This window comes from Ramlibacter sp. (assembly GCA_019635435.1).
Lineage (GTDB): Bacteria > Pseudomonadota > Gammaproteobacteria > Burkholderiales > Burkholderiaceae_C > JAHBZM01.
This window is the reverse complement of sequence record JAHBZM010000001.1, coordinates 3,393,102-3,419,754: the sequence shown is the minus strand read 5'-3', so window position 1 is coordinate 3,419,754 and position 26,653 is coordinate 3,393,102. Positions and strand designations below refer to the sequence as shown.

The 26,653-nt window shown below is 67.6% G+C and carries 25 protein-coding genes; 17 read left to right on the top strand and 8 right to left on the bottom strand.

The genetic code is table 11. The features are described from left to right. The first annotated feature begins 3 nt into the window (after positions 1-3). Positions 4-339: a hypothetical protein gene (locus KF796_16490; GenBank protein MBX3588234.1), complete on the top strand. Its 336-nt coding sequence runs from the start codon at positions 4-6 to the stop codon at positions 337-339. Here the strand turns inward: KF796_16490 and KF796_16485 are convergent. The 3 genes from KF796_16485 to KF796_16475 all read right to left on the bottom strand — a co-directional run bounded on the left by KF796_16485 (position 323) and on the right by KF796_16475 (position 3,245). Beyond that, positions 323-1,357, bottom strand: coding sequence for a helix-turn-helix domain-containing protein (locus KF796_16485; protein ID MBX3588233.1), 1,035 nt, complete (start codon positions 1,355-1,357; stop codon positions 323-325). The genes KF796_16490 and KF796_16485 overlap by 17 nt on opposite strands. 81 nt (positions 1,358-1,438) lie before the next feature. Then, complete coding sequence (locus tag KF796_16480) at positions 1,439-1,924, bottom strand: hypothetical protein (GenBank protein MBX3588232.1); 486 nt, start codon at positions 1,922-1,924, stop codon at positions 1,439-1,441. Positions 1,925-2,111: 187 nt separating this feature from the next. Continuing rightward, entirely contained in the window at positions 2,112-3,245 is a 1,134-nt protein-coding gene (locus KF796_16475) for a GAF domain-containing protein (protein ID MBX3588231.1), read from the bottom strand. Positions 3,246-3,418: 173 nt separating this feature from the next. Here KF796_16475 and KF796_16470 point away from each other — a divergent pair, with 173 nt between their 5' ends. The 7 genes from KF796_16470 to KF796_16440 all read left to right on the top strand — a co-directional run bounded on the left by KF796_16470 (position 3,419) and on the right by KF796_16440 (position 11,838). Continuing rightward, positions 3,419-3,889 (top strand): (2Fe-2S)-binding protein, encoded by a 471-nt coding sequence (locus KF796_16470; protein ID MBX3588230.1) that lies wholly within the window; start codon positions 3,419-3,421, stop codon positions 3,887-3,889. A gap of 18 nt (positions 3,890-3,907) precedes the next feature. Further along, positions 3,908-6,280 carry a xanthine dehydrogenase family protein molybdopterin-binding subunit gene (locus KF796_16465; GenBank protein MBX3588229.1) on the top strand — a complete coding sequence of 791 codons (2,373 nt, stop codon included), beginning with the start codon at positions 3,908-3,910 and terminating at the stop codon, positions 6,278-6,280. A 12-nt stretch (positions 6,281-6,292) separates the two neighbouring features. Beyond that, positions 6,293-7,084: a xanthine dehydrogenase family protein subunit M gene (locus KF796_16460; protein MBX3588228.1), complete on the top strand. Its 792-nt coding sequence runs from the start codon at positions 6,293-6,295 to the stop codon at positions 7,082-7,084. Positions 7,085-7,226: 142 nt separating this feature from the next. Next, entirely contained in the window at positions 7,227-8,225 is a 999-nt protein-coding gene (locus KF796_16455) for a MoxR family ATPase (GenBank protein MBX3588227.1), read from the top strand. A 702-nt stretch (positions 8,226-8,927) separates the two neighbouring features. Next, on the top strand, positions 8,928-10,118 hold the full coding sequence (locus KF796_16450) for a VWA domain-containing protein (GenBank protein ID MBX3588226.1): 1,191 nt from the start codon (positions 8,928-8,930) through the stop codon (positions 10,116-10,118). A 30-nt stretch (positions 10,119-10,148) separates the two neighbouring features. Next, positions 10,149-10,733 (top strand): carbon monoxide dehydrogenase subunit G, encoded by a 585-nt coding sequence (locus KF796_16445; GenBank protein MBX3588225.1) that lies wholly within the window; start codon positions 10,149-10,151, stop codon positions 10,731-10,733. A 34-nt stretch (positions 10,734-10,767) separates the two neighbouring features. After that, positions 10,768-11,838 (top strand): XdhC family protein, encoded by a 1,071-nt coding sequence (locus tag KF796_16440; GenBank protein ID MBX3588224.1) that lies wholly within the window; start codon positions 10,768-10,770, stop codon positions 11,836-11,838. Positions 11,839-11,951: 113 nt separating this feature from the next. Here the strand turns inward: KF796_16440 and KF796_16435 are convergent, their stop codons facing one another. The 5 genes from KF796_16435 to KF796_16415 form a co-directional block, all read right to left on the bottom strand. Then, positions 11,952-12,365, bottom strand: coding sequence for a hypothetical protein (locus tag KF796_16435; GenBank protein MBX3588223.1), 414 nt, complete (start codon positions 12,363-12,365; stop codon positions 11,952-11,954). A gap of 66 nt (positions 12,366-12,431) precedes the next feature. Further along, positions 12,432-12,818 (bottom strand): fluoride efflux transporter CrcB, encoded by a 387-nt coding sequence (gene crcB / locus KF796_16430; GenBank protein MBX3588222.1) that lies wholly within the window; start codon positions 12,816-12,818, stop codon positions 12,432-12,434. Positions 12,819-12,839: 21 nt separating this feature from the next. Continuing rightward, entirely contained in the window at positions 12,840-14,141 is a 1,302-nt protein-coding gene (locus KF796_16425) for a TRAP transporter large permease subunit (GenBank protein ID MBX3588221.1), read from the bottom strand. After that, positions 14,134-14,643 carry a TRAP transporter small permease gene (locus KF796_16420; GenBank protein MBX3588220.1) on the bottom strand — a complete coding sequence of 170 codons (510 nt, stop codon included), beginning with the start codon at positions 14,641-14,643 and terminating at the stop codon, positions 14,134-14,136. The genes KF796_16425 and KF796_16420 overlap by 8 nt, the downstream gene beginning before the upstream one ends. 4 nt (positions 14,644-14,647) lie before the next feature. Beyond that, positions 14,648-15,613: a TRAP transporter substrate-binding protein gene (locus KF796_16415; protein MBX3588219.1), complete on the bottom strand. Its 966-nt coding sequence runs from the start codon at positions 15,611-15,613 to the stop codon at positions 14,648-14,650. A 24-nt stretch (positions 15,614-15,637) separates the two neighbouring features. Here KF796_16415 and KF796_16410 point away from each other — a divergent pair, with 24 nt between their 5' ends. The 9 genes from KF796_16410 (at position 15,638) to KF796_16370 (ending at position 26,638) form a co-directional block, all read left to right on the top strand. After that, the gene (locus KF796_16410; protein ID MBX3588218.1) at positions 15,638-16,426 is read left to right on the top strand and encodes an aspartate/glutamate racemase family protein; all 789 of its coding nucleotides are present in this window, start codon (positions 15,638-15,640) and stop codon (positions 16,424-16,426) included. Continuing rightward, positions 16,423-17,379 carry a LysR family transcriptional regulator gene (locus KF796_16405; protein MBX3588217.1) on the top strand — a complete coding sequence of 319 codons (957 nt, stop codon included), beginning with the start codon at positions 16,423-16,425 and terminating at the stop codon, positions 17,377-17,379. The genes KF796_16410 and KF796_16405 overlap by 4 nt, the downstream gene beginning before the upstream one ends. Before the next feature lie 139 nt (positions 17,380-17,518). Then, entirely contained in the window at positions 17,519-18,295 is a 777-nt protein-coding gene (locus tag KF796_16400; GenBank protein MBX3588216.1) for a putative hydro-lyase, read from the top strand. Positions 18,296-18,310: 15 nt separating this feature from the next. Beyond that, positions 18,311-19,276 (top strand): TRAP transporter substrate-binding protein, encoded by a 966-nt coding sequence (locus KF796_16395; GenBank protein ID MBX3588215.1) that lies wholly within the window; start codon positions 18,311-18,313, stop codon positions 19,274-19,276. A gap of 46 nt (positions 19,277-19,322) precedes the next feature. Beyond that, positions 19,323-19,877 carry a TRAP transporter small permease gene (locus tag KF796_16390; protein ID MBX3588214.1) on the top strand — a complete coding sequence of 185 codons (555 nt, stop codon included), beginning with the start codon at positions 19,323-19,325 and terminating at the stop codon, positions 19,875-19,877. A 38-nt stretch (positions 19,878-19,915) separates the two neighbouring features. Beyond that, on the top strand, positions 19,916-21,208 hold the full coding sequence (locus KF796_16385) for a TRAP transporter large permease subunit (GenBank protein MBX3588213.1): 1,293 nt from the start codon (positions 19,916-19,918) through the stop codon (positions 21,206-21,208). A gap of 28 nt (positions 21,209-21,236) precedes the next feature. Continuing rightward, complete coding sequence (locus tag KF796_16380; protein MBX3588212.1) at positions 21,237-22,202, top strand: TRAP transporter substrate-binding protein; 966 nt, start codon at positions 21,237-21,239, stop codon at positions 22,200-22,202. Positions 22,203-22,271: 69 nt separating this feature from the next. Then, entirely contained in the window at positions 22,272-22,922 is a 651-nt protein-coding gene (locus tag KF796_16375; protein MBX3588211.1) for a glutathione S-transferase family protein, read from the top strand. A 107-nt stretch (positions 22,923-23,029) separates the two neighbouring features. Further along, positions 23,030-26,638 carry a hydantoinase B/oxoprolinase family protein gene (locus KF796_16370; GenBank protein ID MBX3588210.1) on the top strand — a complete coding sequence of 1,203 codons (3,609 nt, stop codon included), beginning with the start codon at positions 23,030-23,032 and terminating at the stop codon, positions 26,636-26,638. Positions 26,639-26,653: the final 15 nt, after the last annotated feature.

Below are 26,653 nucleotides of genomic sequence, written 5' to 3'. Positions count from 1 at the left end.
GCCATGAACACATCCATCGCCGCGGGCGCCGTGGTGCCGCCTGAGGACCCGGAAATCGTGCAGGCCATGGTGGTGGCCGACCAGGCCAGCGGCACGTCGGCCCGGGCCACGGGCGTGCAGCAGCTGGTGGGCGTGCGCAACGATGCCACGGGCCTGGTGTACCGCCACACGCTGTTCAAGACCCGCACGCAGGTGCTGCGCCTGGGCCAGCGGCTGGCCCGCCTGGGCTACGCCAACGAACTGGCGGGCTGCCGCGAACGCCGTGACGGCTATGACGCGATCTTCAGCCGGGCCGCCGCGCAGATGGCGGCGCCAGGCGAGGTCAGCCGGCGGGTTTGACGGGCGCCCGGCCCGCGCGTGCCTCGCCGGGCGTGAGGCCATAGTGGCGCTTGAACATGCGGCTGAAGCTGGCCTGTTCCAGAAACCCGCTGTGGAACGCGATGTCCGCGAGCGTCAGGTGGGCAAACGGGGCGGCATGGATCATGTGGCGGGCCCGTTCCAGCCGCGCGCGCCAGATCAGCGCAGCCACGCTCTGGCCGTGCCGCGCGAACAGCCGGTACAGCGTGGCGCGTGAACAGCCCAGGGCAGCCGCCACCCTGGCCGGATCAAGTTGCGGGTCGCCGCAGTCACGCTCGATCAGGCGCCGCGCGCCGTCATAAAAGCCGTTGGCGAACCGGTCGGCGTCGGCCGCGCCCTCGCGCGCCGTCTGCACCGCCGCCAGCGCCATGTCGACACAGGCCGAGATCACCACCACGCGTTGCTCGGGCGTCATGAATTCGGCCTGGGTGGCGATCATGCGCATGTGCGACTGCAGGACCGCACCGATCCCGTTGCGCGCCTCCAGCGCCCGTGGCAACAGCTTGAGGTCGGTGCCAAAGGCCTCCTGCACCTTGTGCCGCGGGATGAAGATCGACACGCTGTGATGCCGGGGCAACCGGAAGGTGACCGGTTGGGCCGAATCGATGAAATAGACCGAGCCTGAGCCAACCTTGTGCTCTCCCTCATGGTCGATCAGCCCGCCGGCGCAGTCCAGCATGAGGTTGATGCTCACGTAGTCCACGCCGTCGCGCCGGCATTGGGCGGCGCTGCGCTCGGCCGCGAGGGCATCGGAGGCGTGTGTCATCAGGTGCGACTCCGTGCCCAGCACGCGGCGCACCTGGCCTTCAAACGGGCGTTCGTCGCTGGAAGCCATGCCTGACAGCGTCATGCGGCCCAGATGAACCTCATGCCAGAAGTCGGGCCGCTCGGCCGCGGCAATGCCCTCGGTCTTGAGGTCAACCAGGCTGCCCGGCAGACCCGTGTGCGTGCTCGGCGCGGGCGCGCCGGGGAGGACGGGAACCGGAGGGCGTGATTGCATCGCGAGGATTTTCAGCGCACAGGCTGTCACGGGCAAAGGGCGCCCATTGTCGCGCAAAAACAGGGCCTGGCGGCCGGCGGGTCAGCCCGAAGCGCGCGCCGTCTCGTCGGGCAGGCTCTGGTTGGCCGTGTCAGCCCCGCCCTGGTATGCCGGGTGGCCGGACGGGGCGAGTGGCGCCAGGTTACCCAGCAGCTCCCGCAGCTCATCGGGCAATTGCAGCTGTTCGGACGCATGCAGCCACAGGCCCGTGAAATGGCTGTAGTCGGCCAGCCAGGTGGCGCGGATGGTCTTGCGGATCTTGGCCTCCAGCAGGGGCAGGCCCAGCAGCACGCGCAGGCCCGAGGTGCGTTCCCACCGCACCAGGCGCACCATGCCGACGAACACATCGTAGCCATCGGGGGCCTGGCCCATCTTTTTGACCTCGATGGTCACGCACTCGTTGGTGATGCCCCAGCGACGGAAATGCGAGGCGATGATGGCCTGGTAGTCGGTTTCGAGCCCTTCGCCCCCGCCGTTGGCGGGCAGGTAGTCGGTGTCGGCCGCATCATCCAGGTTGCCCCCGGTCACGGGATCACCGCTGCGCGCGAATATTCTCCGGATATCAAACTTCAAAAGGGGTCTCCGGCACGGCAGGTGCCCGGGTTGTCTCTCTGTGGGGAAGCGTCTCGCCGCGCAGGCGAGGCCGGGCGCGAACTTTTGCCCTAATTCTACCGTCACCGGGGCGACAAGCCTTAACCGGAACTGACAAAAAGATTCAGTTCAGCGCGGGCCGCTTGCCCAGCTTGCGGTAGACCGTGGCGCGGCTGATGCCCAGCGCGCGCGCGGCCTGCATCACATTGCCGCGGGCCTCGTGCACCGCCTTGCGGATCAGCTCGGCCTCCAGGTCCTTGAGCGGCAGGGGGCCCGGCGTCGTGCGCGGGGCCACCACCTGGCCCGCGCGCCCTGGGGCTTGCGGCAGGGCGCTCAGGCGCAGGCCGGACCACAGCGGGACTTCGAGCGGAGCGTTCCGCGCATGGCCGTCGAACAGCGACTCCCAGGGCATGGCGAACAGCTCGCTGCAGTGGGGCGCGGCATGGCCGTTGCCGCCGAGCTGCGAAACCATCTGGCGCGCGGTCTGGTTGGCCGCGGTGACCCAGCCATCGGCGTCCAGGCAAAGCAGGCCGTCGGTCTCGTCGCCCAGGGTGCGGCCCGGCCAGTTCAGCCGCACCACGAGGCTGTGGGGCTGCGCCAGCGCCAGCGCGTTCTCGATGCTGCGCGCCGACTGCGCCACCAGGTGCTTGAGTTCGGGCCGCTCGACGGTCTCGATGCCCGTCAGGTCCAGCATGCCCACGCAGCGGCCATCGGGGCCGAACAGGGGCGCGCCGGCGCAGCTGTAGACACTGGTGTCGTCAAAGAAATGCTCGCCGCGGTGCAGCCACAGGGGCTGCCGTTCGGCCAGCACCGCGCCAATGGCCGTGGTGCCCACGCTGCGCTCTGACAGGTCAACGCCGATGCGCGTGATGAGCTGGGCCCGGCGGTCGCTGCGGTCCACCGGGCCGTTGGTGTCGATCACCACGCCATCGGCATTGGTGAGGATCGCAAAGTAACGGGTGTTGGCAATGGCCCGGCCCAGCCGTTCCAGCACGGGCTTGGCGGCGGTAACGAGGTCGTGGCTGGCTTCCTCGGTGCGGCGGCGGGCCTCGGCCGGCAGCACGTCAAAGGCCACGCGCTGGTCGGGCCGCTGGCCACGGGCCAGGCAGCGCTGCCAGGAACGTTCGATCCAGGCCCGCTCAAACCACGAGTCCACCATCAGGTCGGTGATCGAGCGGCCCTCGACCATCACGGCCTGGCGGGCCTGGCGGATTTGCAGCAGGCGCAGTTCGGAGGGGGAGGACGGATCAGCGTTCATGGGCGGGTGTTGGCGCGCAGTGTGACAAGCCGGGTGAGGCCCCCCATTGTTCCATTTTGAGAATTTCGTGTCATGTGCCGCGGAAACTAGGGTTTAGCCTAGGGAGGCGGTGGGGTCACGGTTCAACAATGATCCGCGCCAACCCTCATCCCCCACAGAAGGAGACACCCCCCATGCAGGTACAACTCAAGGTCAACGGCAAGGCTGCCAGTGTTGACGTCGCCCCCAACACCCTTCTGGTCCAGGTCATCCGCGAGAACCTCCAGCTCACCGGCACCCATGTGGGCTGCGACACCGCCCAGTGCGGCGCCTGCACGGTGCTGGTCAATGGCCGGGCCATCAAGTCATGCAACACGCTGGCCGTGCAGCACAACGGCGCTGACGTGACCACCATCGAAGGCATGGCCGAAGCCGACGGCACCATGCACCCGATGCAGGCTGCGTTCAAGGAGTGCCATGGCCTGCAGTGCGGCTTCTGCACGCCCGGCATGGTCATGAGCGCGGTGGACCTGTGCAAGAACCACCCCCAGGCCAGTGAAGGCGAAATCCGCGAGCTGCTCGAAGGCAACCTGTGCCGCTGCACGGGCTACCAGAACATCGTCAAGGCCGTGCAGCAGGGTCAAGCTGCCATGGCCAAGGCCTGAACCCCAAGGAGACACAACATGGGTGCATCTGATTTCTCCAGCCTCCCGCACATCGGCGAGGCCGTCAAGCGCAAGGAGGACTACCGCTTCCTCACGGGCGCGGGCAACTACACCGACGACATCAACCTGGCCAACCAGCGCGTGGCCGTGTTTGTGCGCTCTCCGCACGCGCACGCCGTCATCAAGAGCGTGGATGTGAGCAAGGCCGAGGCCATGCCCGGCGTCACCAAGGTCTTCACCGGCAAGGACGTGGAAGGCAAGATGGGCGGGCTGCCCTGCGGCTGGCTCATCACCAGCACCAATGGCGAGCCCATGAAGGAGCCGCCGCACCCCATCCTGGCCCAGGGCAAGGTGCGCTACGTGGGCGACCACGTGGCCATGGTGGTGGCCGACACGCTGGAGCAGGCCAAAAATGCCGCCGAGGCGGTAGAGGTCGATTACGACGTGCTGCCCGCCGTGGTGAGCGTGTCTGACGCCGCCAAGGCCACGGCCCTGCACGAGGCCGCGCCCGACAACCATTGCTACAAGTGGGCCATTGGCGACAAGGGCGCGGCGGACGAGGTGTTTGCCAAGGCCGCGCACGTGACCCGGCTGGACCTGACCAACAACCGCCTGGTGCCCAACGCCATGGAGCCGCGCGCGGCCATTGGCGCCTACAACCGCGCCAATGACGAGTACACGCTGTACGTGTCCAACCAGAATCCGCACGTCGAGCGCCTGCTCATGACGGCCTTTGTGCTGGGCCTGCCCGAGCACAAGGTGCGGGTGATCGCCCCCGACGTGGGCGGCGGCTTCGGCTCCAAGATCTACCTGTACGCCGAGGATGTGTGCCTGACCTGGGCGGCCAAGCAGCTGAACTGCAGCATCAAGTGGACGGCCGACCGCAGCGAGGCCTTCCTGAGCGACGCCCATGGCCGCGACCATGTGAGCCATGCCGAAATGGCCATGGACAAGGACGGCAAGTTTCTGGCCATGCGCGTTCACACCGACGCCAACCTGGGCGCCTACCTGTCCACCTTCTCCACGGCGGTGCCCACCATCCTGTACGCCACCTTGCTGGCCGGCCAGTACACCTGCCCGCAGATCTATGTGGAAGTGGACGCCTGGTTCACCAACACCGCGCCGGTTGATGCCTACCGCGGCGCTGGCCGGCCTGAAGCCACGTACCTGCTCGAGCGCCTGGTCAGCCGCTGCGGCTGGGAGCTGGGCCTGGGCCAGGACGAGATCCGCAAGCGCAACTTCATCACCAGCTGGCCCTATCAGACCCCGGTGGCGCTGCAGTACGACGTGGGCGACTACATGGCCTGCATGACCAAGGCGCAGAAGCTCGCCGAGGTGGAGGGCTTTGAGGCGCGCAAGAAGGCCAGCGCGGCCAAGGGCCTGAAGCGCGGCATTGGCTACAGCAGCTACATCGAGGCCTGCGGCATCGCGCCGTCCAACATCGCGGGGGCGCTGGGCGCGCGCGCCGGCCTGTTTGAATGTGGCGAAATCCGCGTCCATCCCACGGGCAGCGTGACGGTGTTCACCGGCTCGCACAGCCATGGCCAGGGCCACGAGACCACGTTTGCCCAGGTGGTGGCGGCGCGGCTGGGCATTCCGGTGGAGAACGTGGACGTGGTCCACGGCGACACCGGGCGCGTGCCCTTCGGCATGGGCACCTACGGCTCGCGCTCCATCTCGGTGGGCGGTGCGGCCATCATGAAGGCGCTGGACAAGATCGAGACCAAGGCCAAGAAGATCGCGGCCCACCTCATGGAGGCCAGCGATGCCGACATTGAATTTGCCAATGGCGAGTTCACCGTCAAGGGCACCGACAAGAAGGTGCCGTTTGGCAGCGTCTCGCTGGCCGCCTACGTGCCGCACAACTATCCGCTGGACAAGCTGGAGCCGGGCCTGAACGAAACCGCGTTCTACGACCCGACCAACTTCACCTTCCCGGCCGGCACCTACATCTGCGAGGTCGAGATCGACCCGGCCACGGGTGTGACCCGCGTCGACCGCTTCACCGCGGTCGACGACTTCGGCACCATCATCAACCCGATGATTGTGGAAGGCCAGGTGCATGGCGGACTGGTGCAGGGCATTGGCCAGGCGCTGATGGAAAACTGCGTGTACGACAAGGAAACCGGCCAGCTGCTCACCGGCAGCTTCATGGACTACACCATGCCGCGCGCCGACGATTTCCCGCAGTTCAAGCTCGACACCGTGTGCACCCCGTGCAGCCACAACCCGCTGGGCACCAAGGGCTGCGGCGAGGCCGGCGCCATTGGCTCGCCGCCCGCGGTCATCAACGCCGTGCTCGACGCCCTGAAAGACCTGGGCGTCAAAGAGTTCGACATGCCAGCATCGCCCAGCCGTGTGTGGGAAGCCATTCAATCCGCCCAAGCCTGAGGAGACAAGAACATGTACGCATTTACCTTTGAACGCCCGGCCTCCACGGCCGATGCCGCCAAGCTTGCCGCTGCCGGCGGCAAGGTCCTGGCCGGGGGACAGACCCTGCTGGCCTCGATGAAGCTGCGCCTGGCCAGCCCCGAGCAACTGGTGGACCTGGGCGGCATCAAAGACCTGTCCGGGGTCAAGAAGGATGGCAACCACCTCATCATTGGCGCCATGACGCGGCACGCCGATGTGGCCACCAGCCCCGAGGTCCTGGCCGGCATTCCCGCGCTGGCCGACCTGGCTTCGCACATCGGTGACCGCCAAGTGCGTGCCATGGGCACGATCGGCGGCTCGGTGGCCAACAACGACCCCTCGGCCTGCTACCCCAGCGCCGTGCTGGGCCTGGGCGCCACGGTGATCACCAACCAGCGCAAGATCGCGGCCGACGACTTTTTCCAGGGCATGTTCACCACCGCGCTGGAAGAGGGCGAGCTGATCACCGGCATCAACTTCCCCATCCCCAAGCGCGCGGCCTATCTCAAGTTCAAGCAGCCGGCCTCGCGCTTCGCGCTGATCGGCGTGTTCGTGGCCCAGTTCGAAGGCGCGGTTCGCGTGGCCGTGACCGGGGGCGGCAACGGGGTGTTCCGCCATGCGGGGCTGGAGGCGGCGCTGGGCAAGAGCTTCACGCCCGAGGCCGCTGCGGCGGTCAAGATCGATGCCAGTGAGCTGTCCAGCGACCTGCACGCCACGGCGGCTTACCGCGCCAACCTCATCAGCGTGATGACACAGCGCGCCGTGGCCAAGGCCAACGGCTGAGCACGACGCGCCAGGCCCGCGGTGTGGCGGGGCCCCGCATCGCAAGGGCGGGGCTCCAGGCCGTGTTTTCGGGTGTGATTTGGGTCAAACAGGGCTGGAGTCCAGACGGGGCGGTCACTTTCAGCTATAAAAGTAGTAGCAAATGAACTCTCCGGCTTCTTCCGTTCCCTTCGCGTCGATTGACGCGCTGACCGACGCCTTGCGCGCGGTCGGCTACTTTGCCGACCGGCGGCTGGCCACGGCCGTGTTCCTCGCGCTCAAGCTGCAGCGCCCGCTGCTGCTCGAGGGCGAGCCCGGCGTGGGCAAGACCGAACTGGCCAAGGCGCTGTCGGCGGCCTTGCCGCGCGCGCTGTTGCGGCTGCAGTGCTACGACGGCCTGGAGCAGCGCGAGGCGCTGTATGAATGGAATTACGCCGCGCAGCTGCTGCACATGCGTGCCGCCGAAATTGGCGCCGCCACGCCCGGCACTGGCGTGTCCTCGCTGCCCCCCGAGGGGGCGCTCGCGCCTTCGGGCGGCCGTGCGGCGCCCGGGGCCGCCCGCGACGTGGAGCGCGAGGTCTACCAGGACCGCTACCTGATCCGCCGCCCCCTGTTGCAGGCCCTGCAGGCGCCCGAGCCTGGCGCCGTGCTGCTGATCGACGAGGTGGACCGTGCCGACGAGCCGTTCGAGGCCTTTTTGCTCGAGTACCTGGGCGAGTACCAGGTGAGCATCCCCGAGATCGGCACCATCCGCGCGGTGGCCACGCCCGTGACCATCCTCACCAGCAACCGCACGCGCGACCTGAACGACGCCGTCAAGCGCCGCTGCCTGTACCACTGGCTGGACTACCCCGAGCGCGAGCGCGAGCTGGCCATCGTGCAGGCCCAGGTGCCGGGCGCCAGCGCCGCGCTGGCGCAGCAGGTGGCGCAGTTCGTGGGGCGCTTGCGCAGCCAGCCCTTTGCCAACGCGTTCCAGCGCGCGCCCGGCATCGCCGAGAGCGTGGAATGGGCCAAGGCGCTGGTGGCGCTGGACACCCTGGTGGTGGACCCCGAGGTGGTCAGCGACACGGCGGGCATCCTGTTCAAGCAGCGCGAGGACGTGGCGGCGTTGACGCGGGACTTTGCGGCTGAGCTGTTGAAGCCGGAAGAAGAGGCCGCGTGATGTGGAGAGGGTGTGCGTCCCGCGTGTGTGTTGCGACCGCGTCCGCGCGGCCAAGCGACGCGCGCGGGCACAGCGGCCGGGGCGCTTCACTGGAGCGGTCGGCTGAGAGCCCCCACGCTCCACCGCTGCGCGGGTCGCTGCCCCCCGAGGGGGCCATCGTCGCCTTGGGGCGGCCCGGCGGCTCTGAGGCGACTTCCCTGCGCTGCTCGGGGGGCGGTCGCGCTGCGGAACTCGCTGCGTTGCGCTTCGCTTCACTTCGCTCAAACAGCCGCAGCGAGTCAGTTCACAAAGCGCGCTGGCGCGCGCCGACACGCCCCCCTGCGCTGCTCGGCGCGCCAGAGGCGCACCCCGGCCGCTGTGCCCGCGCGCGTCGCTTTGCACAGGCATTTGTGGCGCGCCACTGTCGGCGTGCCACCATGTGCATCGGCTCGTGCCGGGCGCTGTGGGGCAGGGGCGATCTCTGTGGCGGCGAGAAGCGCAGGGCCGGGGGAGGCACGCGCAGCGTGCTTCGTCCACATGCTCGCCGCAGCTGTTTGAGCGCAGGGCGCGCAGCGCACGTAGCGAGTTCTGCGGCGCTCCCCCGGCCCGAGCATCGCAGCGAAGTGGGCGCACAGCGCCCACCGCCGCAGTGTGAGCCACTGACCCACAGCGCCCGGCACGAGCCCGCGAGCAACTTCCCGAGCCAACCCGAGGCAGGACGCCATGCAACTAGGTGACGCCCGCACCGGCAAGCTGGCCCACAACATCACCGGCTTTGGCCGCGCCCTGCGCCGCGCCGGGGTGCGCATGGACAGCGCGCGCATCGCACTGGCCCAGCAGGCCGCCATGCTGGTGGGCGTGGCCAGCAAGCCCGACCTGAGCGCCGCGATGGAAGCCGTGATGGTCAGCCGCGAGCAGGACCGCATGGTGTTTCGCGAGCTGTTCGACATCTACTTCCGCAACCCCGAAATGGCCAACAAGCTGCTGGCCCAGTTGCTGCCCAGCGCCGAAGGCAAGGCCGAGCCGAGCCGGCGCCGGCCGCGGGTGCGCGAGGCGCTGGCGCCGGCCCGGGCCGCGGGTCCGCAGGGCCTGCCCAAAAAGGAAGACGACAAGATCGACTTTGACGCCGCCATGACGGCCAGTGACCTGCAGCGCCTCAAGCACGCCGACTTCAGCGCGCTGAGCGCCACCGAATACCACCTGGTGGCGCAGCTGGCACGCGACGTGGCCCTGCCCATTCCGCAAATGGCAACACGCCGCACCCGACCGGGTGTGCGCGGCGGCCGCCTGCACTGGAGCGGCGCCCTGCACGAGGCGGCGCGGACCGGCGGCGAGATCATGCAGCTGCCCCGCCTGCAGCGCCGCTCGCAGCCATTGCCGCTGCTGGTGCTGGTGGACGTGTCGGGCTCGATGGAGCGCTACGCGCGCCTGCTGCTGGCCTTCCTGCACGCCGCCACGCGCGATGTGCCGGGCCTGCGCCGCGACGTGTTTGCCTTTGGCACCCACCTGAGCGACCTGACCCCGGCGTTCCGCCTGGGCGACACCGACGCCATGCTGGGCGCGGCCAGCGCGCTGATTGACGACTTTGCCGGCGGCACGCGGCTGGGCGACTCGCTGGCCACGCTGCGCCAGGTCCATGCGCGACGGCTGATCGGCCGGCGCACGCTGGTGCTGGTCATCAGCGACGGGCTGGACACGGGCGAGCCCGGGGCGTTGGACAGCGAACTGCGCTGGCTGCGCCAGCACAGCCGGCGCCTGCTCTGGCTCAACCCGCTGCTGCGCTTTGACGGCTACCAGCCGCTGGCGCGCGGCGCCGCCGTGCTGCACCGCCACGCGCACGGCATGCTCGCGGTGCACAACATCAGCAAGCTCGGGGAACTGGCCGCCAGTCTCGCGGCTCTGATGAAACAGTAGACCCACACAACTCAGAAAGAGGGAAACCCAATGGACATGCAAGGCAACCGCGCACTCGCGGTCACCCAACAACAGGCCTGGGATGCGCTGAACAACCCCGAGGTGCTCAAGATCTGCATCCCCGGCTGCGACAAGGTCGAGGCCACCGGCGAGAACCAGTACGCCGTGGGCGTGGCGGTCAAGATCGGCCCCGTGGCCGCCAAGTTCAACGGCAAGATCACGCTCAGCGAGATCAACCCGCCCAACAGTTACACCATCACCTTTGACGGGCAGGGCGGCGCGGCCGGCTTTGGCAAGGGCAACTCGGCCGTCACGCTCAAGCCCGCGGCCGAAGGCAGCGGCTGCGAGCTCAGCTACACCGTGCATGCATCGGTGGGCGGCAAGATCGCGCAGCTGGGCCAGCGCCTGATCGACGGTGTGGCCAAGTCCATGGCCGAAGATTTTTTCAAGCGCTTTGACGACGAGATGCAGCGCCAGCATCCGCAGGCGTATGCCGCCGCGGCCGCACTGGCCGCGCCAGCACCGGCGCCATCGGCCCCGGCTGGCAAGGTGCCGGCCTGGGTCTGGGTGGCGGGCGCCGTGGTGGTGCTGGCCGCCATCTGGCTGCTGCGCTGAGGCGCGGGGGCGCCACCGGCAAAGGAGGCTGTTCATGGAAAACCTGGATGTGATGGTGCTGCGCACGCTGCGCGACTGGCGCGCGGCCGGCCGGCGTGCGTTGCTGGCCACGGTGGTGCGGACCTGGGGCAGCTCGCCCCGGCCCATCGGCTCCATCATGGCGCTGTGCGAGGACGGCGCGGTGGTGGGCTCGGTGTCGGGCGGTTGCATTGAGGACGACCTGATTTACCGCTTCACCCAGGCCTATTCCGGCAAGGGCGACGACAAGCAGATTCCCTCGGGTGCGCCGGGCTTTGTGAAGTACGGCATCACGGCCGACGAGGCTCACCAGTTTGGTCTGCCTTGTGGTGGCACGCTGGAACTGCTGCTCGAATACGACCCCGACGCGGCCAGCCTGGCCGAACTGGTGACCCGCCTGGAGGCCGGCACCCTGATGCGGCGCAGCGTGCGGCTCAGCGACGGCCTGGCCACGCTGGACGAAGCCACGGCGCCCGAGGAGCTGAGCCTGACCGATGCCCAACTGGTCAACACCTTTGGCCCCGAATACCGCATGCTGCTGATCGGCGCGGGCCAGCTCACCGAATACCTCGCCACCATGGCCCTGTTCAGCGGCTTTGCGGTGACGGTGTGCGACCCGCGCGAGGAATACCGCGGCGCCTGGAGCGTGGCCGGCGCCACGGTGGTGGCCGACATGCCCGACGACGTGGTCACCGCCTTCAGGCCCGACCGGCGCAGCTGCGTGGTGGCCCTCACGCACGACCCCAAGCTCGACGACCTCGCGCTGCTGGAGGCGCTGAAGACCGACGCCTTCTACGTCGGCGCCATCGGCAGCCGCCGCAACAACGACCTGCGCCACCAGCGCATGATCGAGCACTTCGAGCAGACCGATGACAGCCTCAAGCGCCTGCGCGGGCCCATTGGCATCTACATCGGCAGCAAGACGCCGCCCGAGATCGCCGTCAGCGTGATGGCCGAGATCCTCGCCGTGAAGAACGGCGTGACCCTGCCGCGCGACATGGACGTGGGCCAGGCCAAGAACGACCGCGCGGTGCCGGCCAATGATCCGGGGGTGCTGGTGTGCGGGGTGCCGCGCACCCGTTCATGAGGCGAATATGCGGCAAATCGGGCTGGAGTCCAGGCTCCACGGCCACTTGCTGCTATTGAAAACATAGCAACTGCCATGCGCGGCAGCCGGCGGGCAAACCGGCTCAGACTGGCTTACTGGCAGGCCGCGCGGATGATGCGCTCGGTCGGGTTGGGCACCACGTCCTTGAACAGCATGGGGCGGACCTTGTCCGGGGTGAAGACCGAGGTCTGGTGCGAGGGCCCCTGCCAGGCCGGCTGCAGGTAGAACACCAGCGAGAGGTACTGTGCCTTTTTCTGGAGGCAGTCAAACAGCACGGTGGACTCATAAGAGCGGTAGGGGATGCCGTCCCAGCTCTTGCGCAGGGTGGAGCGGCTCACCCGCACCCGCATGGTCCGCATCAGGCCATCACCGTCCAGGGGAACGGGGTTGACCTCGATGGTGTTGACGGCGGGGTTGGCCTTGTCGCCCATGACGGTGAACCAGTACTCCTCGGCGTGGCCGAAACGGCAGGCGAACAGCAGCAGGGCCAGCAGCAGGTGTTTCATGGTGTGGCGGAATTCTGCCAGAGCCTGCCCACTCTCCGAATAGCCGGAAAGTTAACCTTCGGTGCCTCAGGCCACCCGGGCCGCGATTAGCCACAGGGTGGTTTTGAGGCCCAGCAGCGTGAGCGCGAGCGAGCCAGCCAGGTGCAGCAGCGCGGTCAGCCCGGCCAGTGCGTAGCGCTGCTGCATCAGCATGCCCACGACTTCGGCGCTGAACGATGAAAAGGTGGTCAGCGCACCCAGCAGGCCGGTCACCAGCGCCAGCCGCCAGGCGGGGTCGAGGTGGGGCAGGGCCTGGAACACGGCCACGCACACGCCGATCAGGTAGGCCCCCAGCAGGTTGGCCGCGAGCGTGCCCCAGGGCAGCAGGGCGCCGGGGTTGAGCCACAGGCCCAGGCCCCAGCGGCCCAGCGCGCCGACGCTCGCGCCGACGCAGATGGCAAGGACGTTGAGCATGGCGGACGGCCTCCCTGCGCGCTAGTTCATCATCTGCTGCGGCAGCCAGGTCACGATGCCCGGAAAGGCATAGATCAGCGCAATGGCCACGCACATCAGCAGGAACATCGGGATGGTGACCTTGGCGATCCAGGTCAGCTCGCGGCCCGTCATGCCCTGCAGCACGAACAGGTTGAAGCCCACGGGCGGCGTGATCTGCGCCATCTCGACCACCAGCACCACGAAGATCCCGAACCAGATCGGGTCGATGCCGGCCTTCTGCACCGTGGGCATGATCACGCCCATGGTCAGCACTACCATCGAGATGCCGTCCAGAAAGCAGCCCAGCACGATGAAGAACACCGCGAGCGCGGCGATCAGCTGGGCCTGGCTCAGGCCCAGCGTGGCGATCCACTCGGCCAGGTGCCGGGGCAGCCCGATGTAGCCCATGCTGAGCGTGAGGAAGGCCGCGCCCGACAGGATCAGCGCGATCATGCAGTACAGCCGCGTGGCGCCCATGAGCGAGTCCTTGAAGGTCTGCCAGTTCATCGAGCCCTGCACGCCGGAGATGATGAGCGAGCCCACCACGCCCACGGCCGCGGCCTCGGTGGCCGTGGCCACGCCGGTGTAGATGGAGCCCAGCACGGCCGCGATCAGCGTCACCACCGGGATCAGGCTGCGCGACTCGGCGAGCTTTTGCATGAAGCTCATGCGCGTGTCGGCCGCCGGGATGCGCCCGGGGTTGGCCAGTGCCCACAGCGCGATGTAGCCCGAGAACAGCGTGGCCAGCAGCACCCCCGGCAGCACGCCGGCAATGAACAGCCGCGCGATCGAGACCTCGGCGCTCACGCCGTAGACGATCATGATGATGGACGGAGGGATCAGCAGGCCCAGCGTGCTGGCGCCGGCCAGGGTGCCCACGATCATGTGCTCGGGGTAGCCGCGCTTGGTGAGCTCGGGCAGCGACATCTTGCCGATGGTGGCGCAGGTGGCGGCGCTGGAGCCGGACACCGCGGCAAAGATGGTGCAGCCCACCACGTTGGTGTGCAGCAGGCGGCCCGGCAGGCTCTGCATCCATGGCGCGAGGCCCTTGAACATGTCCTGGCTCAGCCGGGTGCGAAACAGGATCTCGCCCATCCACACGAACAGCGGCAGGGCCGTGAGCGTCCAGCTCGAGGCGCTGCCCCAGATGGTGACGGCCATGGCGTCACCGGCGGGCCGCGACGAGAACAGCTGCATGCCGATCCAGGCCACGCCCGACAGCGTGAGCCCGATCCACACGCCGCTGCCCAGGATCAGGAACAGGCTGAGCACCAGCAGGCCGGTGATGGCGAAGTCACTCATTGCGCAGGGCCTCGTCAGGGGCGCTGGCCTGGCGCTGGCCGCGCAGTTCCAGCACCAGTTCGTCGACAAAGGCAATCGCAAGGATCACCGTGCCCACGGCCATGGCCACCTGGGGCATCCACAGGGGGGTGGCGTCGCTCGCGGTGGAGATGTCGTGAAAGGTGTAGGACTGCCAGGACAGCCGGCAGCTGTAGAAGGCAAACAGGCACGACAGCAGCGTGGCCGCCGCCAGGGCCCAGAGTTCCGAGGCCTTTTTGAAAGGGCCCTTGAGCGCGTTGATCACCAGCGTGACGCGGATGTGCTCACCGCGCTTGAGCGTGTGCGCGAGCGCCAGGAAGCCGCTGGCCGCCATGAGGTAACCCGCATAGGCGTCGGTGCCCGGCACATGGAACTGCAGTTGCCGGCTGGCAATGGACAGCAGCACCATCACCAGCAAACCCACCAGAAAAAGCGCCGCCAGGGCGGCGGCGCTGGTGTAAAGCGCGTCAAGGGCCTTGCGCATCAGCTTACTTGCGGTAAGCGTCCACCAGGGCCTGGCCTTCGGGGCCGGCCTTGTCCAGCCATTCCTTGAGCATCACGTCGCCGACCTTTTTCATGTCGGCCTTGAGCTGGGCCGAGGGCGGCAGGATCTGCATGCCGTTGGCCTTGAGCTTGTCGAGCACTTCGCCGTTGACCTTCTTGCTGGAGGCCCAGCCGCGGGTCTCGGCCTCGGCGGCGGCCTTGAGCAGCGCGTCCTGCGTGGGCTTGTCGAGCGCGTCAAACGATTTCTTGTTGACGATCACGGCGTTCTTGGGCAGCCAGGCCTGGGTGTCGTACCAGTACTTCAGGTGCTCGTAGGTCTTGGTGTCAAAGCCCGTGGAGCCGGAAGACATGTAGCTCTCGACCACGCCCGTGGCCATGGCCTGGGAGAGTTCGGCGGCCTGCACGGTCACGGGCTGGGCGCCCACCAGTTCGGCGATGCGCGCGGTGGCCGGGCTGTAGGCGCGCCATTTCACGCCCTTCAGGTCGGCGGCGCTGTTGATCGGCTTCTTGACGTAGATACCCTGCGGGGGCCAGGGCACGGCGTACAGCAGGGCCATGCCGTCGGCCGCCAGTTTTTTCTCGAGCATGGGCCTCTGGGCCTTGTACAGCTTCATGGCGGCGTCATAGCTGTCAGCCAGGAAGGGCATGCCGTCGGCGGCATAGATGGGCCATTCGTTGGCAAAGTTGGCCAGCAGGATTTCGCCGGCCTGGGCCTGGCCGCCCTGCACGGCGCGCTTGATTTCCGGTGCCTTGAACAGCGAGGCGCCCGGGTGCACGGTGATCTTGAGCTTGCCGCCCGTGGCCTTGTCCACGTCGCTGGCGAACTGGGCCAGGTTTTCGCTGTGGAAGTTGGTGGCGGGGTAGGCAGCGGGCAGGTCCCACTTGGTCTGCGCGAAGGCCGAGGCACCCAGGGTCAGGGCGGCGGCCATCAATCCGAGTTTGAGTTTCATGTTCTCTCCGGGACAATGGTATGGATGAATGAGAGCCCGAGCATAAATGCAAATAGCGCGCCACCCCCTCCGGTGTTTCCCCCGGGCCATGCCCAGCCCGTGGTGGGCGTGGTCATGCTGGACACCCGCTTTCCCCGCCCGCCGGGCGATGTCGGCCACCCGGACAGCTGGGCCGCGCCCGTGAACTTTCGTATCGTGCGCGGGGTCTGGCCCGACAAGGTGGTGCAGTCGGCGCGCGGCCTGCGGGCGGGGCGCGTGGTGCCGGCCTTTGTGGCCGTGGTGCGCGGGCTGGAGCAGCTGGGGGTGTCGGTCATCACCACCAGTTGCGGCTTCCTGGTGCTGCTGCAAAAGGAATTGCAGGCTGCGGTCAAGGTGCCGGTCGTTACCTCGAGCCTGCTGCAGCTGCCCCGGCTGCTCAGGGAAGAGCGCCAGGTGGGCGTGCTCACCATCAGCGCGGGCAAGCTGGGCAGCGAGCACATCCGCAGTGCCGGCGTGCCGCGCGAGCGCGTGGCCGACGTGCTGGTGCAGGGGGTGAACCCCGCGGGCGAATTCGCCTCGGCCATCCTGGGCAACCGCGAGCAGATGGACCTGCAGGCCGCGCAGGCCGACGTGGTGGCCGCGGCGCTGGCCCTGAAGGCGCGGGCGCCCCAGCTGCAGACGCTGCTGCTGGAGTGCACGAACATGCCGCCCTATGCGGTGCAGATCCGCGAGGCCACCGGCTGGCGGGTGCTGTCGCTGCTGGACGCGCCGGCCTTGCGCCCCCATGCGGCCCCCTGCGTCCTGGCCACCGGCCGCACCGGGGTCTCACCATGAACCTGCGATTCGTCGAGGCGTTTTACTGGGTGGCCTCGCTCAAGAGCGTGACGCGCGCCGCCGAGAAGCTGTACCTCACGCAATCGGCCATGTCCAGCCGCATCGCCGCGCTCGAGGAAGAGCTTGGCGTGCTGCTGCTGGACCGGCGCGACAAGCACTTTCGCCTCACCATCGCGGGCACCCGGTTCTTCACCTATTCGCAGCGGCTGCTGGAACTGCAGCGCGAGGTCAAGGCCGAGATGGGCTCGGGAGCGCCGCTGGCGGTGTCCATGCGCATCGGCGCGATCGAATCGGTGCTGCACTCGTGGCTGATTCCGTGGATCGAAAAACTGCGCGTGGACCAGCCCGCGCTGGAGCTGGAACTCACGGTGGAAACCACGCCGATCCTGGTCGAGCAGATCCGCCGGGGCACGCAGGACCTGGTGTTCGCGGCGCTGCCCGCGTCGGGCGACGGCGTGCGCAGCCGCTCGCTGCCGCCGATGGAGATGGTGTTCATGGGCAATGCCCAGAAACACCGCAGGCGCAGCTACACGCTGGAGGACCTTGGCGAGCAGGAAATCCTCACCTTCCAGCGCGGTTCGCAGCCGCATGTCACGCTGGTGGACCTGTTTCGCCAGGCCGAGGTCGAGCCGCGGCGCGTGCACACCATTTCATCGATTTCGGCGATGGTCCAGCTGGTCCAGGGCGGCTTTGGCGTGGCCACCCTGCCGCGCCGGGCGGTCGAGCGTCTTCTGGTTTTCCCCAATTTGAAGCAGCTCAAGTGCGATGCGGCGCTGGCGCCGCTGCCCATCCATGCGAGCTTTCGGACCGACCCTTCCACGAGGACGGTCGAGACAGTCGTCAAGTCGGCCCTGGCCTTCATTGACACCCAGCCCGAGGGGAAATCAGCGGACGCGCGCACCCGATTGAAGCGCCCGCCCCAAACTGGAGCATCGAAAAAATCGATGATGTAAGCGAAATATTTTGAATTTGCAGTAGCACCCACCGGCAACCACAATCCGCCCAACGTCATGCAATTGACACAATTCGCAACAAGGAGTCGTGGTGGGATCAGTTTCCGATTTGGCGCAGGAGGTGTTTGGCCCTGAGGGCATGCAGGACGCGGCGCATGTGCGCGGGCTGATCCGCCAGGGTCTGTGGACCTCGCATACAAGCGGCCTCGCCGATGACCATGTGCAGGGCAACGTGGTGATCCTGCCCCGGGCGCAGGCCGACGATTTCCTGCGCTATTGCCAGCGCAACCCCAAGCCCTGTCCGCTGCTGGCGGTGTCCGAGCCCGGCCACGCGATGCTGCCCTCGCTGGGGTCCGACATCAACATCTGCACCGACGTGCCGCGCTACCGCGTGTGGCGTGATGGCGAGCTGGTGGAAGAGCCCTGCGACATCACGCCCCTGTGGCGCAATGACCTGGTCACCTTCGTGATCGGCTGCTCCTTCAGTTTCGAGCAGGCCCTGATGGCGGCAGGCCTGAGGTTGCGCCACGTCGAACAGGGGCGCAACGTGGCCATGTACCGCACCAATGTCCAGACGCAGGCGGCCGGCCCGTTCAGCGGGCCGCTGGTGGTCTCGATGCGGCCCCTGCGCGCCGCCTCGGTGATCCGCGCGGTGCAGGTGACCTCCCGTTTCCCCGACGTGCATGGCGCGCCGGTCCACATTGGCGATCCGTCGCTGATCGGCATTGCCGACCTGTCGCAACCCGATTACGGGGACGCGGTGGAGGTGATGCCAGATGAACTGCCCGTGTTCTGGGCCTGTGGCGTCACGCCGCAGGCCGCGATCCGGCAGGCCCGCCCCGAGTTCTGCATCACCCACGCCCCTGGCGCGATGCTGATCACAGACCTTCTCAACAACCAGCTTGCCAGTTTCTAAACAAGGAGCAACCCGATGAAAAAATTCATGTTCTGCCTGTCCGCCGTGGCCTGCGCCACGCTCGCCCAGGCCCAGACCAAGTGGGACCTGCCCACCGGCTACGGTGCCAACACCTTCCAGACGCAAAACGTGCAGCAGTTCGCTGATGACGTGGACAAGCTCAGCGGCGGCAAGCTCAAGATCACGGTGCACGCGGGCGGCTCGCTGTTCAAGCAGCCCGAGATCAAGCGCGCGATCCAGGGCGGGCTGGCCCCCGCGGGTGAATTCATCATCTCGGGCCTGGCCAACGAGAACCCGCTGTATGGCGTGGACTCGATCCCCTTCCTGGCCACCAGCTACGCCGACGCGAAGCGCCTGTACGAGGCCGCCAAGCCGGTGCAGGCCAAGGTGCTGGCCGCGCAGGGCGTGAAGCCCCTGTTCTCGGTGCCCTGGCCAGGCCAGTCGCTGTACTCGGTCAAGCCCATCAACAGCGCCGATGACTTCAAGGGCACCAAGATGCGCGCCTACAACCCGGCCACCACCAAGATCGCGCAGATGCTGGGCGCCTCGCCCGTCACCATCCAGCTGCCGGAACTGGGCCAGGCGCTGGCCACCGGCGCGGCCAACAACTTCCTGACCTCCAGCGCCAGCGGCGCCGACGGCAAGCTGTACGAGCAGACCAAGTTCTTCTACCCGGTCAACGGCTGGCTTCCGCGCAATGTCACGGCGGTCAACCAGAAAGCCTTCGACGCGCTTGACAAGGCCACCCAGGAAGCGGTGCTCAAGGCTGCGGCGGCAGCCGAGCAGCGCGGCTGGCAGGCCAGCGAGAAGGTGGATGCCGATTCCATCAAGGTCCTGAGCAGCAATGGCATGACCATTGCCCAGCCCTCCGAGAGCGTGCGCAAGGCGCTGCTCGCGATTGGCGAGACGATGACCGCCGAATGGCTGGCCTCGGCGGGTCCTGATGGCAAGGCCATCATCGACGCGTACCGCAAGCACTAAGCCGCGTTCCCCCCCCTGGCATGACCCCGGCGCCTGACGCCGGGGCATGACCCCCCAAGAGATCAACCTGTCGTTGGAGTTGACTGTGGACAAGCTCGCCCGGAATTTCTACAAGACCCTGCTGGCGCTGGCCTGCGTGTCCATGCTGGCAGCCCTGCTGTCAATCACCCTGAACATTGCCACGCGACTGGTCGATGGCTGGAGCATTCCCGGCCTCGACGGGTATGCGGGCTACTCGATTGCCGCAGCGCTCTTCCTGGCGCTGCCCTCGGCCTTTCGCCAGGGCGACCACATCCGCGTGACATTGCTGCTGCAGAACTCGCCGCCGCGCATGCGTGCCGCGCTCGAGTACTGGAGCCTCGGCGCTGGCGCGCTGCTGTCGCTGTACATCGCCTGGTTTGCCTGCCGCATGGTGTGGCTGTCTTACACGCTGCATGACGTGGCGCCCACCGGAGACGCCACCCCGATGTGGATTCCCCAGCTGACGATGGCCGTGGGCTGCATTGGCTTCGCCGTGTCCATGGTCCATGCGCTGGTCGCCCGCCTCAGTGGCGGCACGTTCTTCGAGGTGGCGTCGGGCGAGGCCGCCCGCTCCGAATAAGCGCAGTCATTCATCCAGAAAAAGATCAGGAGCACATCATGGAAGTTCTATTGGCCCTGGGACTCGTCGTCCTGCTGTTCATCATCCTGGGCTCCGGCGTCTGGATTGGCATGTCCCTGCTGGGCGTTGGCCTGATCGCCATGCAGTTCGTGAGTCCGCGGCCCGTGGGGGACAGCATGATGCTCACCATCTGGGGCTCCACGTCCAGCTGGACGCTGACGGCGCTCCCGCTGTTCCTCTGGATGGGGGAAATCCTGTTCCGCACCAAGCTGTCGGAGGACATGTTCAAGGGCCTGGCGCCCTGGTTCAACCGCCTGCCGGGCCGCCTGCTGCATGTCAACGTGATCGGCAGCACCATCTTCGCGGCGGTGTCGGGATCGTCGGCGGCGACCTGCGCCACCATCGGCAAGATCTCGCTGCCCGAGCTCAAGCGCCGCGGCTACCCCGAGGCCATGGCCGTGGGCACGCTGGCCGGTGCTGCCACGCTGGGCCTGCTGATCCCGCCGTCCATCATCATGATCGTCTATGGCGTGGCGGCCGATGTGTCGATCGCCAAGCTGTTCATCGGTGGCGTGTTGCCGGGCCTGCTGCTGGCCACGCTGTTCATGGGCTACATCATCGTCTGGGCGCTGTTCAACAAGGACAAGATCCCGGCCGCTGACGCGTCCATGAGCCTGCTGCAGAAGATCCATGCGGCGCGCCACCTGATCCCCGTGGTGCTGCTGATCGGTGCGGTGCTCGGGTCCATCTATTCGGGCGTTGCCACCGCCACCGAGGCCGCGGCCATTGGCGTGCTGGGCTCGTTCACGCTGGCGGCCATCGAAGGCAGCCTGAGCTGGAAGCGCGTGACCGAGGGCCTGGCGGCGGCCTGCCGCGTCTACTGCATGATCGGGCTGATCCTGGCCGGCGCGGCGTTCCTCACGCTGGCCATGGGCTTCGTCGGCCTGCCGCGCCACCTCGCCGAGTTTGTGGGCGCGCTGCACCTGTCGCCGCTGATGCTGGTGCTGGCGCTCACGGTGTTCTTCCTGATCCTGGGCTGCTTCCTGGACGGCATCTCGATGGTGGTCCTGACCATTGGCGTGCTGATGCCCACGGTGCAGGCCGCGGGGCTGGACCTGATCTGGTTCGGCATCTTCGTCGTGCTGGTTGTCGAGATCGCCCAGATCACGCCGCCGGTAGGCCTGAACCTGTTCGTGCTGCAGGGCCTGACCCGACACGAGATCACCTACATCGCCCGCACCGTGATCCCGATGTTCCTGCTGATGCTCGCGGCGATTCTCCTGATCTATTTCTTCCCCGATGTGGTTCTGTGGCTGCCACGTCGGATGTAAGGCTTGTCAGCCACTTCTGGAGTACCTCATGAAGACCTATCTGATTGCTGCCTTGACCGTTGCCGCCACCATGGCGAATGCCCAGACCCAGTGGAAGCTGGCCACCGGCTACCGCGCGGAATCCTTCCACACGCAGAACATTGCCCAGTTTGCCAAGGACGTGGAGCAGGCCAGCGCCGGCGCGTTGCGCATTGAGGTCCACCCGAACAACGAGCTGTTCAAGCTCAACGACATCCGCCAGGCCGTGCAGGACGGCAAGGTGCAGGCCGGCGAGACCATCATGACCAGCATGGTCAAGGAGATTCCCATCGCCGGGGCCGACGCCATTCCCTTCGTGGTGGGCAGCTACGAGGACGCGCGCCGCATGTGGGACCTGCAGCGCCCGCTGATCGACAGGCATTTCGCCGAGCGCGGCCTGAAGGCCCTGTACGCCGTGCCGTGGCCGCCCCAGGGCCTGTATGCCGGCGCGCCCGTGAAGTCGTCCGCGGACTTCAAGGGCACGCGCATGCGCACCTACAACACCTCCACGGTGCGCATTGCCCAGATGCTGGGCGCCACGCCGGTGGACGTGCCCATGGTGGACGTCAACAAGGCCCTGGCCAGTGGCCGGATGGACAACATGATCACCTCGGCCGTGACGGGCGTGGAGAACCAGGTCTGGGGCCAGATCAAGAACTACTACGAGATCAACGCCTGGTTCCCCAAGAACATCGTGTTCGTGAACCTCAAGGCCTTTGACAGCCTGAACCCGCCGGTCAGGCAGGCCGTGCTCAAGGCCGCGCAGGAAGCCGAGACCCGGGGCTGGACCATGAGCCGGGCGGTGGCCACGGAATCGACGCAGGAGCTCAAGGCCAAGGGCATGAAGGTGGAGCGGATCCCCGCCGACTTTGAAGCCGAGCTCAAGCGCATGGGCGAGAAATTCTCGCGCGAGTGGGTGCGCACCGTGGGCAACGAGGCCAACAACATCTTCGTGCCTTACTACATCCAGCGCTGAGCGGCATTGCCCCGCCAACATGGACCCCACAGCCGCCGCCCCATCCCACCCCTGGAGGCCCCGCCGATCATGCAAACCCTGCCCCACAGAACCGCGGCCCCGGTTGCCGGTGACAGGCTGGTCCTGCATGACCGCGAGACCTCCGGCAACTGCTACAAGGTGCGGCTGTTCCTGTCCTTTCTCGCGCTGCCCTACCAGCGAGTGCCGGTCCGGCTGCAGGCCGGGCGCAACGTGGTGGACGCGGCCTACCTCGCGCTCAATCCGCGTGGCCAGGTGCCCACGCTGGCCGACGGTGGCGTGGTGCTATGGGGATCGACTGCCATCCTTTGCTACCTGGCCCGCCGCTACGACGAGTCGCGCGAGTGGCTGCCCATTGATGCCGCCGCGATGGCCCGGGTCTGCCAGTGGCTGGAACTGGCCCAGAACGAGATCGCCTCGGGGCTGTTCATGGACCGCGCGATCCAGCGCTTTGGCTACACCGGCGATCTGGTGGCGTCCCGGGCGGCTGGCGAGCAGGCCCTGCGGGTGCTGGAAGGCCAGTTGCAACGCGACGACTGGCTGGCTGGCGAGCGGGCCACCCTGGCCGACGTGGCCTGCTTCCCCCACGTGGCGCTGGCCGGGCAGGGCGGTTTCCAGCTGGCGGGCTACCCGGCGGTCGGGCGCTGGCTGGCCCGGTTCCGCAAGCTCGAGCGGTTCATCCCCATGCCCGGGGTGGCGTAACCTCTCGCCCTGAGCCATGGAATCCGCCGTTATTTTTTCACCTGAAACCGCATCGCCTGGCCTGGCCGGGCGCGGCGGATTCCCTTTACCCTGAAAACCGAAGCAACATGCAAGACACATCTTCCTCCCCGGGTACCAGCCGCTGGCAATTCTGGATCGACCGCGGCGGCACATTCACCGACATCGTGGCCAAGCGGCCCGACGGCTCGCTGACCACGCACAAGCTGCTGTCGGAAAACCCCGAGCAGTACAAGGACGCGGCGGTGGCGGGCATCCGCCACCTGCTGGGCCTGAAGCGCGGCGAGCCGGTCACCCCGCAGCTGGTGGAGTGCGTGAAGATGGGCACCACGGTGGCCACCAATGCGCTGCTCGAGCGCAAGGGCGAGCCCACGCTGCTGGTCACCAGCCGGGGCTTTCGCGACGGGCTGCGCATCGCCTACCAGAACCGGCCGCGCCTGTTCGACCGCAACGTGGTGCTGCCCGAGCTGCTCTACACCGAGGTGATCGAGGCCGACGAGCGCATCGGCGCCCATGGCGATGTGGTGCGCGCCCTGGACGAGGCCAGCCTGCGCGGCGACCTGCTGGCCGCCTATGGGCGCGGGTTGCGCAGCGTGGCCATCGTGTTCATGCACGGCTACCGCTATACCGAGCACGAGCAGCAGGCCGCCGCCATCGCGCGCAAGGTGGGCTTCACGCAGGTCAGCACCTCGCATGAAACCAGCCCGATGATGAAGTTCGTGAGCCGTGGCGACACCACCGTGGTCGACGCCTACCTGTCGCCCATCCTGCGCCGCTATGTGGAGCAGGTCGCGGGCGAGATGCCCGGCGTCAAGCTGTTCTTCATGCAATCGTCCGGCGGCCTGACCGACGCCCATGCCTTCCAGGGCAAGGATGCCATCCTGTCCGGCCCGGCCGGCGGCATCGTGGGCATGGCCCGCACCGCGGCGCTGGCTGGCCATGACAAGGTGATCGGCTTTGACATGGGCGGCACCTCGACCGATGTGTCGCACTACGCTGGCGAGTTCGAGCGCGAATTTGAAACCCAGGTGGCCGGCGTGCGCATGCGCGCGCCCATGATGAGCATCCACACCGTGGCCGCCGGCGGCGGCTCGATCCTCGAGTTTGACGGGTCTCGCTTTCGCGTGGGCCCCGAGAGCGCGGGCGCCAACCCCGGCCCCGCGAGCTACCGTCGCGGTGGCCCGCTGGCCGTGACCGACGCCAACGTGATGACCGGCAAGATCCAGCCGCGCTACTTCCCCAAGGTGTTTGGCACGCACGCCGACGAGGCGCTGAGCTACGAGGCGGTCGAGGCCAGGTTCAACGAGCTGGCCGGCCGCACCGGCCGCAGCGCCGAGGTGGTGGCCGAGGGCTTCATCAACATCGCGGTGCAGCAGATGGCCAATGCCATCAAGAAAATTTCGGTGGCGCGCGGCTACGACGTCACGCGCTACACGCTGCAATGCTTTGGCGGCGCGGGCGGCCAGCACGCCTGCCTGGTGGCCGATGCGCTGGGCATGACACGGGTGTTCGTGCACCCGCTGGCCGGTGTGCTCAGCGCCTATGGCATGGGCCTGGCCGACCAGAACGTGATCCGCGAACAGGCGGTGGAAATGCCGCTGGCCGCGGAGTCGCTGCCGCTGGTGGCCGAAAGGCTGGAGACGCTGGGCGCCACCGCCCAGGCCGAGCTGGAGCGCCAGCAGGTCAATGCCGGTGCCGTGACGGTGCACCATCGGGTGCATGTGCGCTACGAGGGCAGTGACTCTGCGCTGGTGGTGCCGTTTGGTGATCTTGCCAGCATCAAGACGGCATTCGAGGCGGCCTACCGCCAGCGCTTTGCCTTCCTCATGCAGGGCAAGCGGCTGATGGTGGAGGCCGTGTCGGTCGAGGCCGTGGTCGCGGGCGACGCGCCGGCCGAGCCGCGCAGCGACACCTTCGAACCGCGTGAAGTGCCGCGCCGTGAAACCGTTCGCATGTACTCGGGCGGCCAGTGGCACGACGCCGCACTGGTGGTGCGCGAGGACCTGCGCCCTGGCGACGTGGTGCCCGGCCCGGCCATCATTGCCGAGAAGAACGCCACCACCGTGGTCGAACCCGGCTGGGAAGCCGAGCTGACCGCGCTGGACCACCTGGTGCTGGACCGGCGCATCCCGCGCGCGGCGCGGTTCGCCGTGGGCACCACGGTGGACCCGGTGCTGCTGGAGGTGTTCAACAACCTGTTCATGAACATCGCCGAGCAGATGGGCCTGCAACTGCAGAACACGGCCTACTCGGTCAACATCAAGGAGCGGCTGGACTTCAGCTGCGCGCTGTTCGACGCCGACGGCAACCTGATCGCCAACGCCCCGCACATGCCGGTGCACCTGGGCTCCATGGGCGAGAGCATCAAGACCGTGATCCGCGAGAACGCGGGCAAGATGCAGCCGGGCGATGTGTATGTGCTCAATGACCCATACCACGGCGGCACCCACCTGCCCGACGTGACGGTGATCACGCCGGTCTACCTGGGCGCCGCGGCGCACGACAAGCCGCTGTTCTACGTGGGCAGCCGGGGCCACCATGCCGACATTGGCGGCACCACGCCCGGATCCATGCCCCCGTTCTCGACCCTGATCGAGGAAGAGGGCGTGCAGATCAACAACGTCAAGCTGGTGGACCGTGGCGTGCTGCGCGAGGCCGAGATGGTGGCGCTGCTGCAAAGCGGCAAGTACCCCAGCCGCAACCCCCAGCAGAACATGGCCGACCTCAAGGCCCAGATTGCCGCCAACGAGAAGGGCGTGCAGGAGCTGCGCAAGATGGTCGAGCAGTTCGGCCTGGACGTGGTGCAGGCCTACATGGGCCACGTGCAGGACAACGCCGAGGAGTCGGTGCGGCGCGTGATCACGCGGCTGAAGGACGGGGCCTTCACCCTGCCACTGGACAACGGTGCGCAGATCCAGGTCGCGATCCGGGTGAACGCGAAAAGCCGCAGTGCCGAGATCGACTTCACCGGCACCTCGGCCCAGCAGCTCAACAACTTCAACGCGCCCACGGCCGTGTGCATGGCCGCGGTGCTGTACGTGTTCCGCACCCTGGTGGACGACGACATTCCGCTCAACGCGGGTTGCCTGAAGCCGCTCAAGGTCATCATTCCGCCGGGCTCCATGCTCAACCCCAACCCGCCGGCCTCGGTGGTGGCCGGCAACGTGGAAACCTCGACCTGCATCACCAATGCGCTGTATGGCGCGCTGGGCGTGATGGCGGCGAGCCAGTGCACGATGAACAACTTCACCTTTGGCAACGCCTCGCACCAGTACTACGAGACCATCTCGGGGGGCAGCGGTGCTGGCGAGGGCTTCAACGGCACCAGCGTGGTCCAGACCCACATGACCAACTCCCGGCTGACCGACCCCGAGGTACTGGAGTTCCGCTTCCCGGTGCGTCTTGACAGCTATGAGATCCGCGAGGGCTCGGGCGGCGCGGGGCGCTGGACGGGCGGCAACGGTGGCGTGCGCCGCGTGCGCTTTCTCGAAGACATGACGGCCAGCATCCTGTCGAACGGCCGCAAGCATGGCGCTTTCGGCCTGGCAGGGGGCCAGGCCGGACAGGTGGGCGTGAACCGGGTGGTGCGCGCCGACGGACAAGTGGAGGAACTGGGTCACATCGGCCAGGCGGAAATGCAGCCGGGTGATGTGTTTGAAATCCTGACGCCCGGAGGTGGCGGTTACGGCGCGGCCTGATGCGGCGCCTGGAGG

What these genes read in the sequence shown, in the direction of transcription:
- KF796_16490 (MBX3588234.1), top strand. Translation starts at nt 4, where the DNA reads ATGAACACATCCATCGCCGCGGGCGCCGTGGTGCCGCCTGAGGACCCG.
- KF796_16485 (MBX3588233.1), bottom strand. Translation starts at nt 1,357, where the DNA reads ATGCAATCACGCCCTCCGGTTCCCGTCCTCCCCGGCGCGCCCGCGCCG.
- KF796_16475 (MBX3588231.1), bottom strand. Translation starts at nt 3,245, where the DNA reads ATGAACGCTGATCCGTCCTCCCCCTCCGAACTGCGCCTGCTGCAAATC.
- KF796_16470 (MBX3588230.1), top strand. Translation starts at nt 3,419, where the DNA reads ATGCAGGTACAACTCAAGGTCAACGGCAAGGCTGCCAGTGTTGACGTC.
- KF796_16465 (MBX3588229.1), top strand. Translation starts at nt 3,908, where the DNA reads ATGGGTGCATCTGATTTCTCCAGCCTCCCGCACATCGGCGAGGCCGTC.
- KF796_16460 (MBX3588228.1), top strand. Translation starts at nt 6,293, where the DNA reads ATGTACGCATTTACCTTTGAACGCCCGGCCTCCACGGCCGATGCCGCC.
- KF796_16455 (MBX3588227.1), top strand. Translation starts at nt 7,227, where the DNA reads ATGAACTCTCCGGCTTCTTCCGTTCCCTTCGCGTCGATTGACGCGCTG.
- KF796_16450 (MBX3588226.1), top strand. Translation starts at nt 8,928, where the DNA reads ATGCAACTAGGTGACGCCCGCACCGGCAAGCTGGCCCACAACATCACC.
- KF796_16445 (MBX3588225.1), top strand. Translation starts at nt 10,149, where the DNA reads ATGGACATGCAAGGCAACCGCGCACTCGCGGTCACCCAACAACAGGCC.
- KF796_16440 (MBX3588224.1), top strand. Translation starts at nt 10,768, where the DNA reads ATGGAAAACCTGGATGTGATGGTGCTGCGCACGCTGCGCGACTGGCGC.
- KF796_16435 (MBX3588223.1), bottom strand. Translation starts at nt 12,365, where the DNA reads ATGAAACACCTGCTGCTGGCCCTGCTGCTGTTCGCCTGCCGTTTCGGC.
- crcB (MBX3588222.1), bottom strand. Translation starts at nt 12,818, where the DNA reads ATGCTCAACGTCCTTGCCATCTGCGTCGGCGCGAGCGTCGGCGCGCTG.
- KF796_16425 (MBX3588221.1), bottom strand. Translation starts at nt 14,141, where the DNA reads ATGAGTGACTTCGCCATCACCGGCCTGCTGGTGCTCAGCCTGTTCCTG.
- KF796_16420 (MBX3588220.1), bottom strand. Translation starts at nt 14,643, where the DNA reads ATGCGCAAGGCCCTTGACGCGCTTTACACCAGCGCCGCCGCCCTGGCG.
- KF796_16415 (MBX3588219.1), bottom strand. Translation starts at nt 15,613, where the DNA reads ATGAAACTCAAACTCGGATTGATGGCCGCCGCCCTGACCCTGGGTGCC.
- KF796_16410 (MBX3588218.1), top strand. Translation starts at nt 15,638, where the DNA reads ATGAATGAGAGCCCGAGCATAAATGCAAATAGCGCGCCACCCCCTCCG.
- KF796_16405 (MBX3588217.1), top strand. Translation starts at nt 16,423, where the DNA reads ATGAACCTGCGATTCGTCGAGGCGTTTTACTGGGTGGCCTCGCTCAAG.
- KF796_16400 (MBX3588216.1), top strand. Translation starts at nt 17,519, where the DNA reads ATGCAGGACGCGGCGCATGTGCGCGGGCTGATCCGCCAGGGTCTGTGG.
- KF796_16395 (MBX3588215.1), top strand. Translation starts at nt 18,311, where the DNA reads ATGAAAAAATTCATGTTCTGCCTGTCCGCCGTGGCCTGCGCCACGCTC.
- KF796_16390 (MBX3588214.1), top strand. Translation starts at nt 19,323, where the DNA reads ATGACCCCCCAAGAGATCAACCTGTCGTTGGAGTTGACTGTGGACAAG.
- KF796_16385 (MBX3588213.1), top strand. Translation starts at nt 19,916, where the DNA reads ATGGAAGTTCTATTGGCCCTGGGACTCGTCGTCCTGCTGTTCATCATC.
- KF796_16380 (MBX3588212.1), top strand. Translation starts at nt 21,237, where the DNA reads ATGAAGACCTATCTGATTGCTGCCTTGACCGTTGCCGCCACCATGGCG.
- KF796_16375 (MBX3588211.1), top strand. Translation starts at nt 22,272, where the DNA reads ATGCAAACCCTGCCCCACAGAACCGCGGCCCCGGTTGCCGGTGACAGG.
- KF796_16370 (MBX3588210.1), top strand. Translation starts at nt 23,030, where the DNA reads ATGCAAGACACATCTTCCTCCCCGGGTACCAGCCGCTGGCAATTCTGG.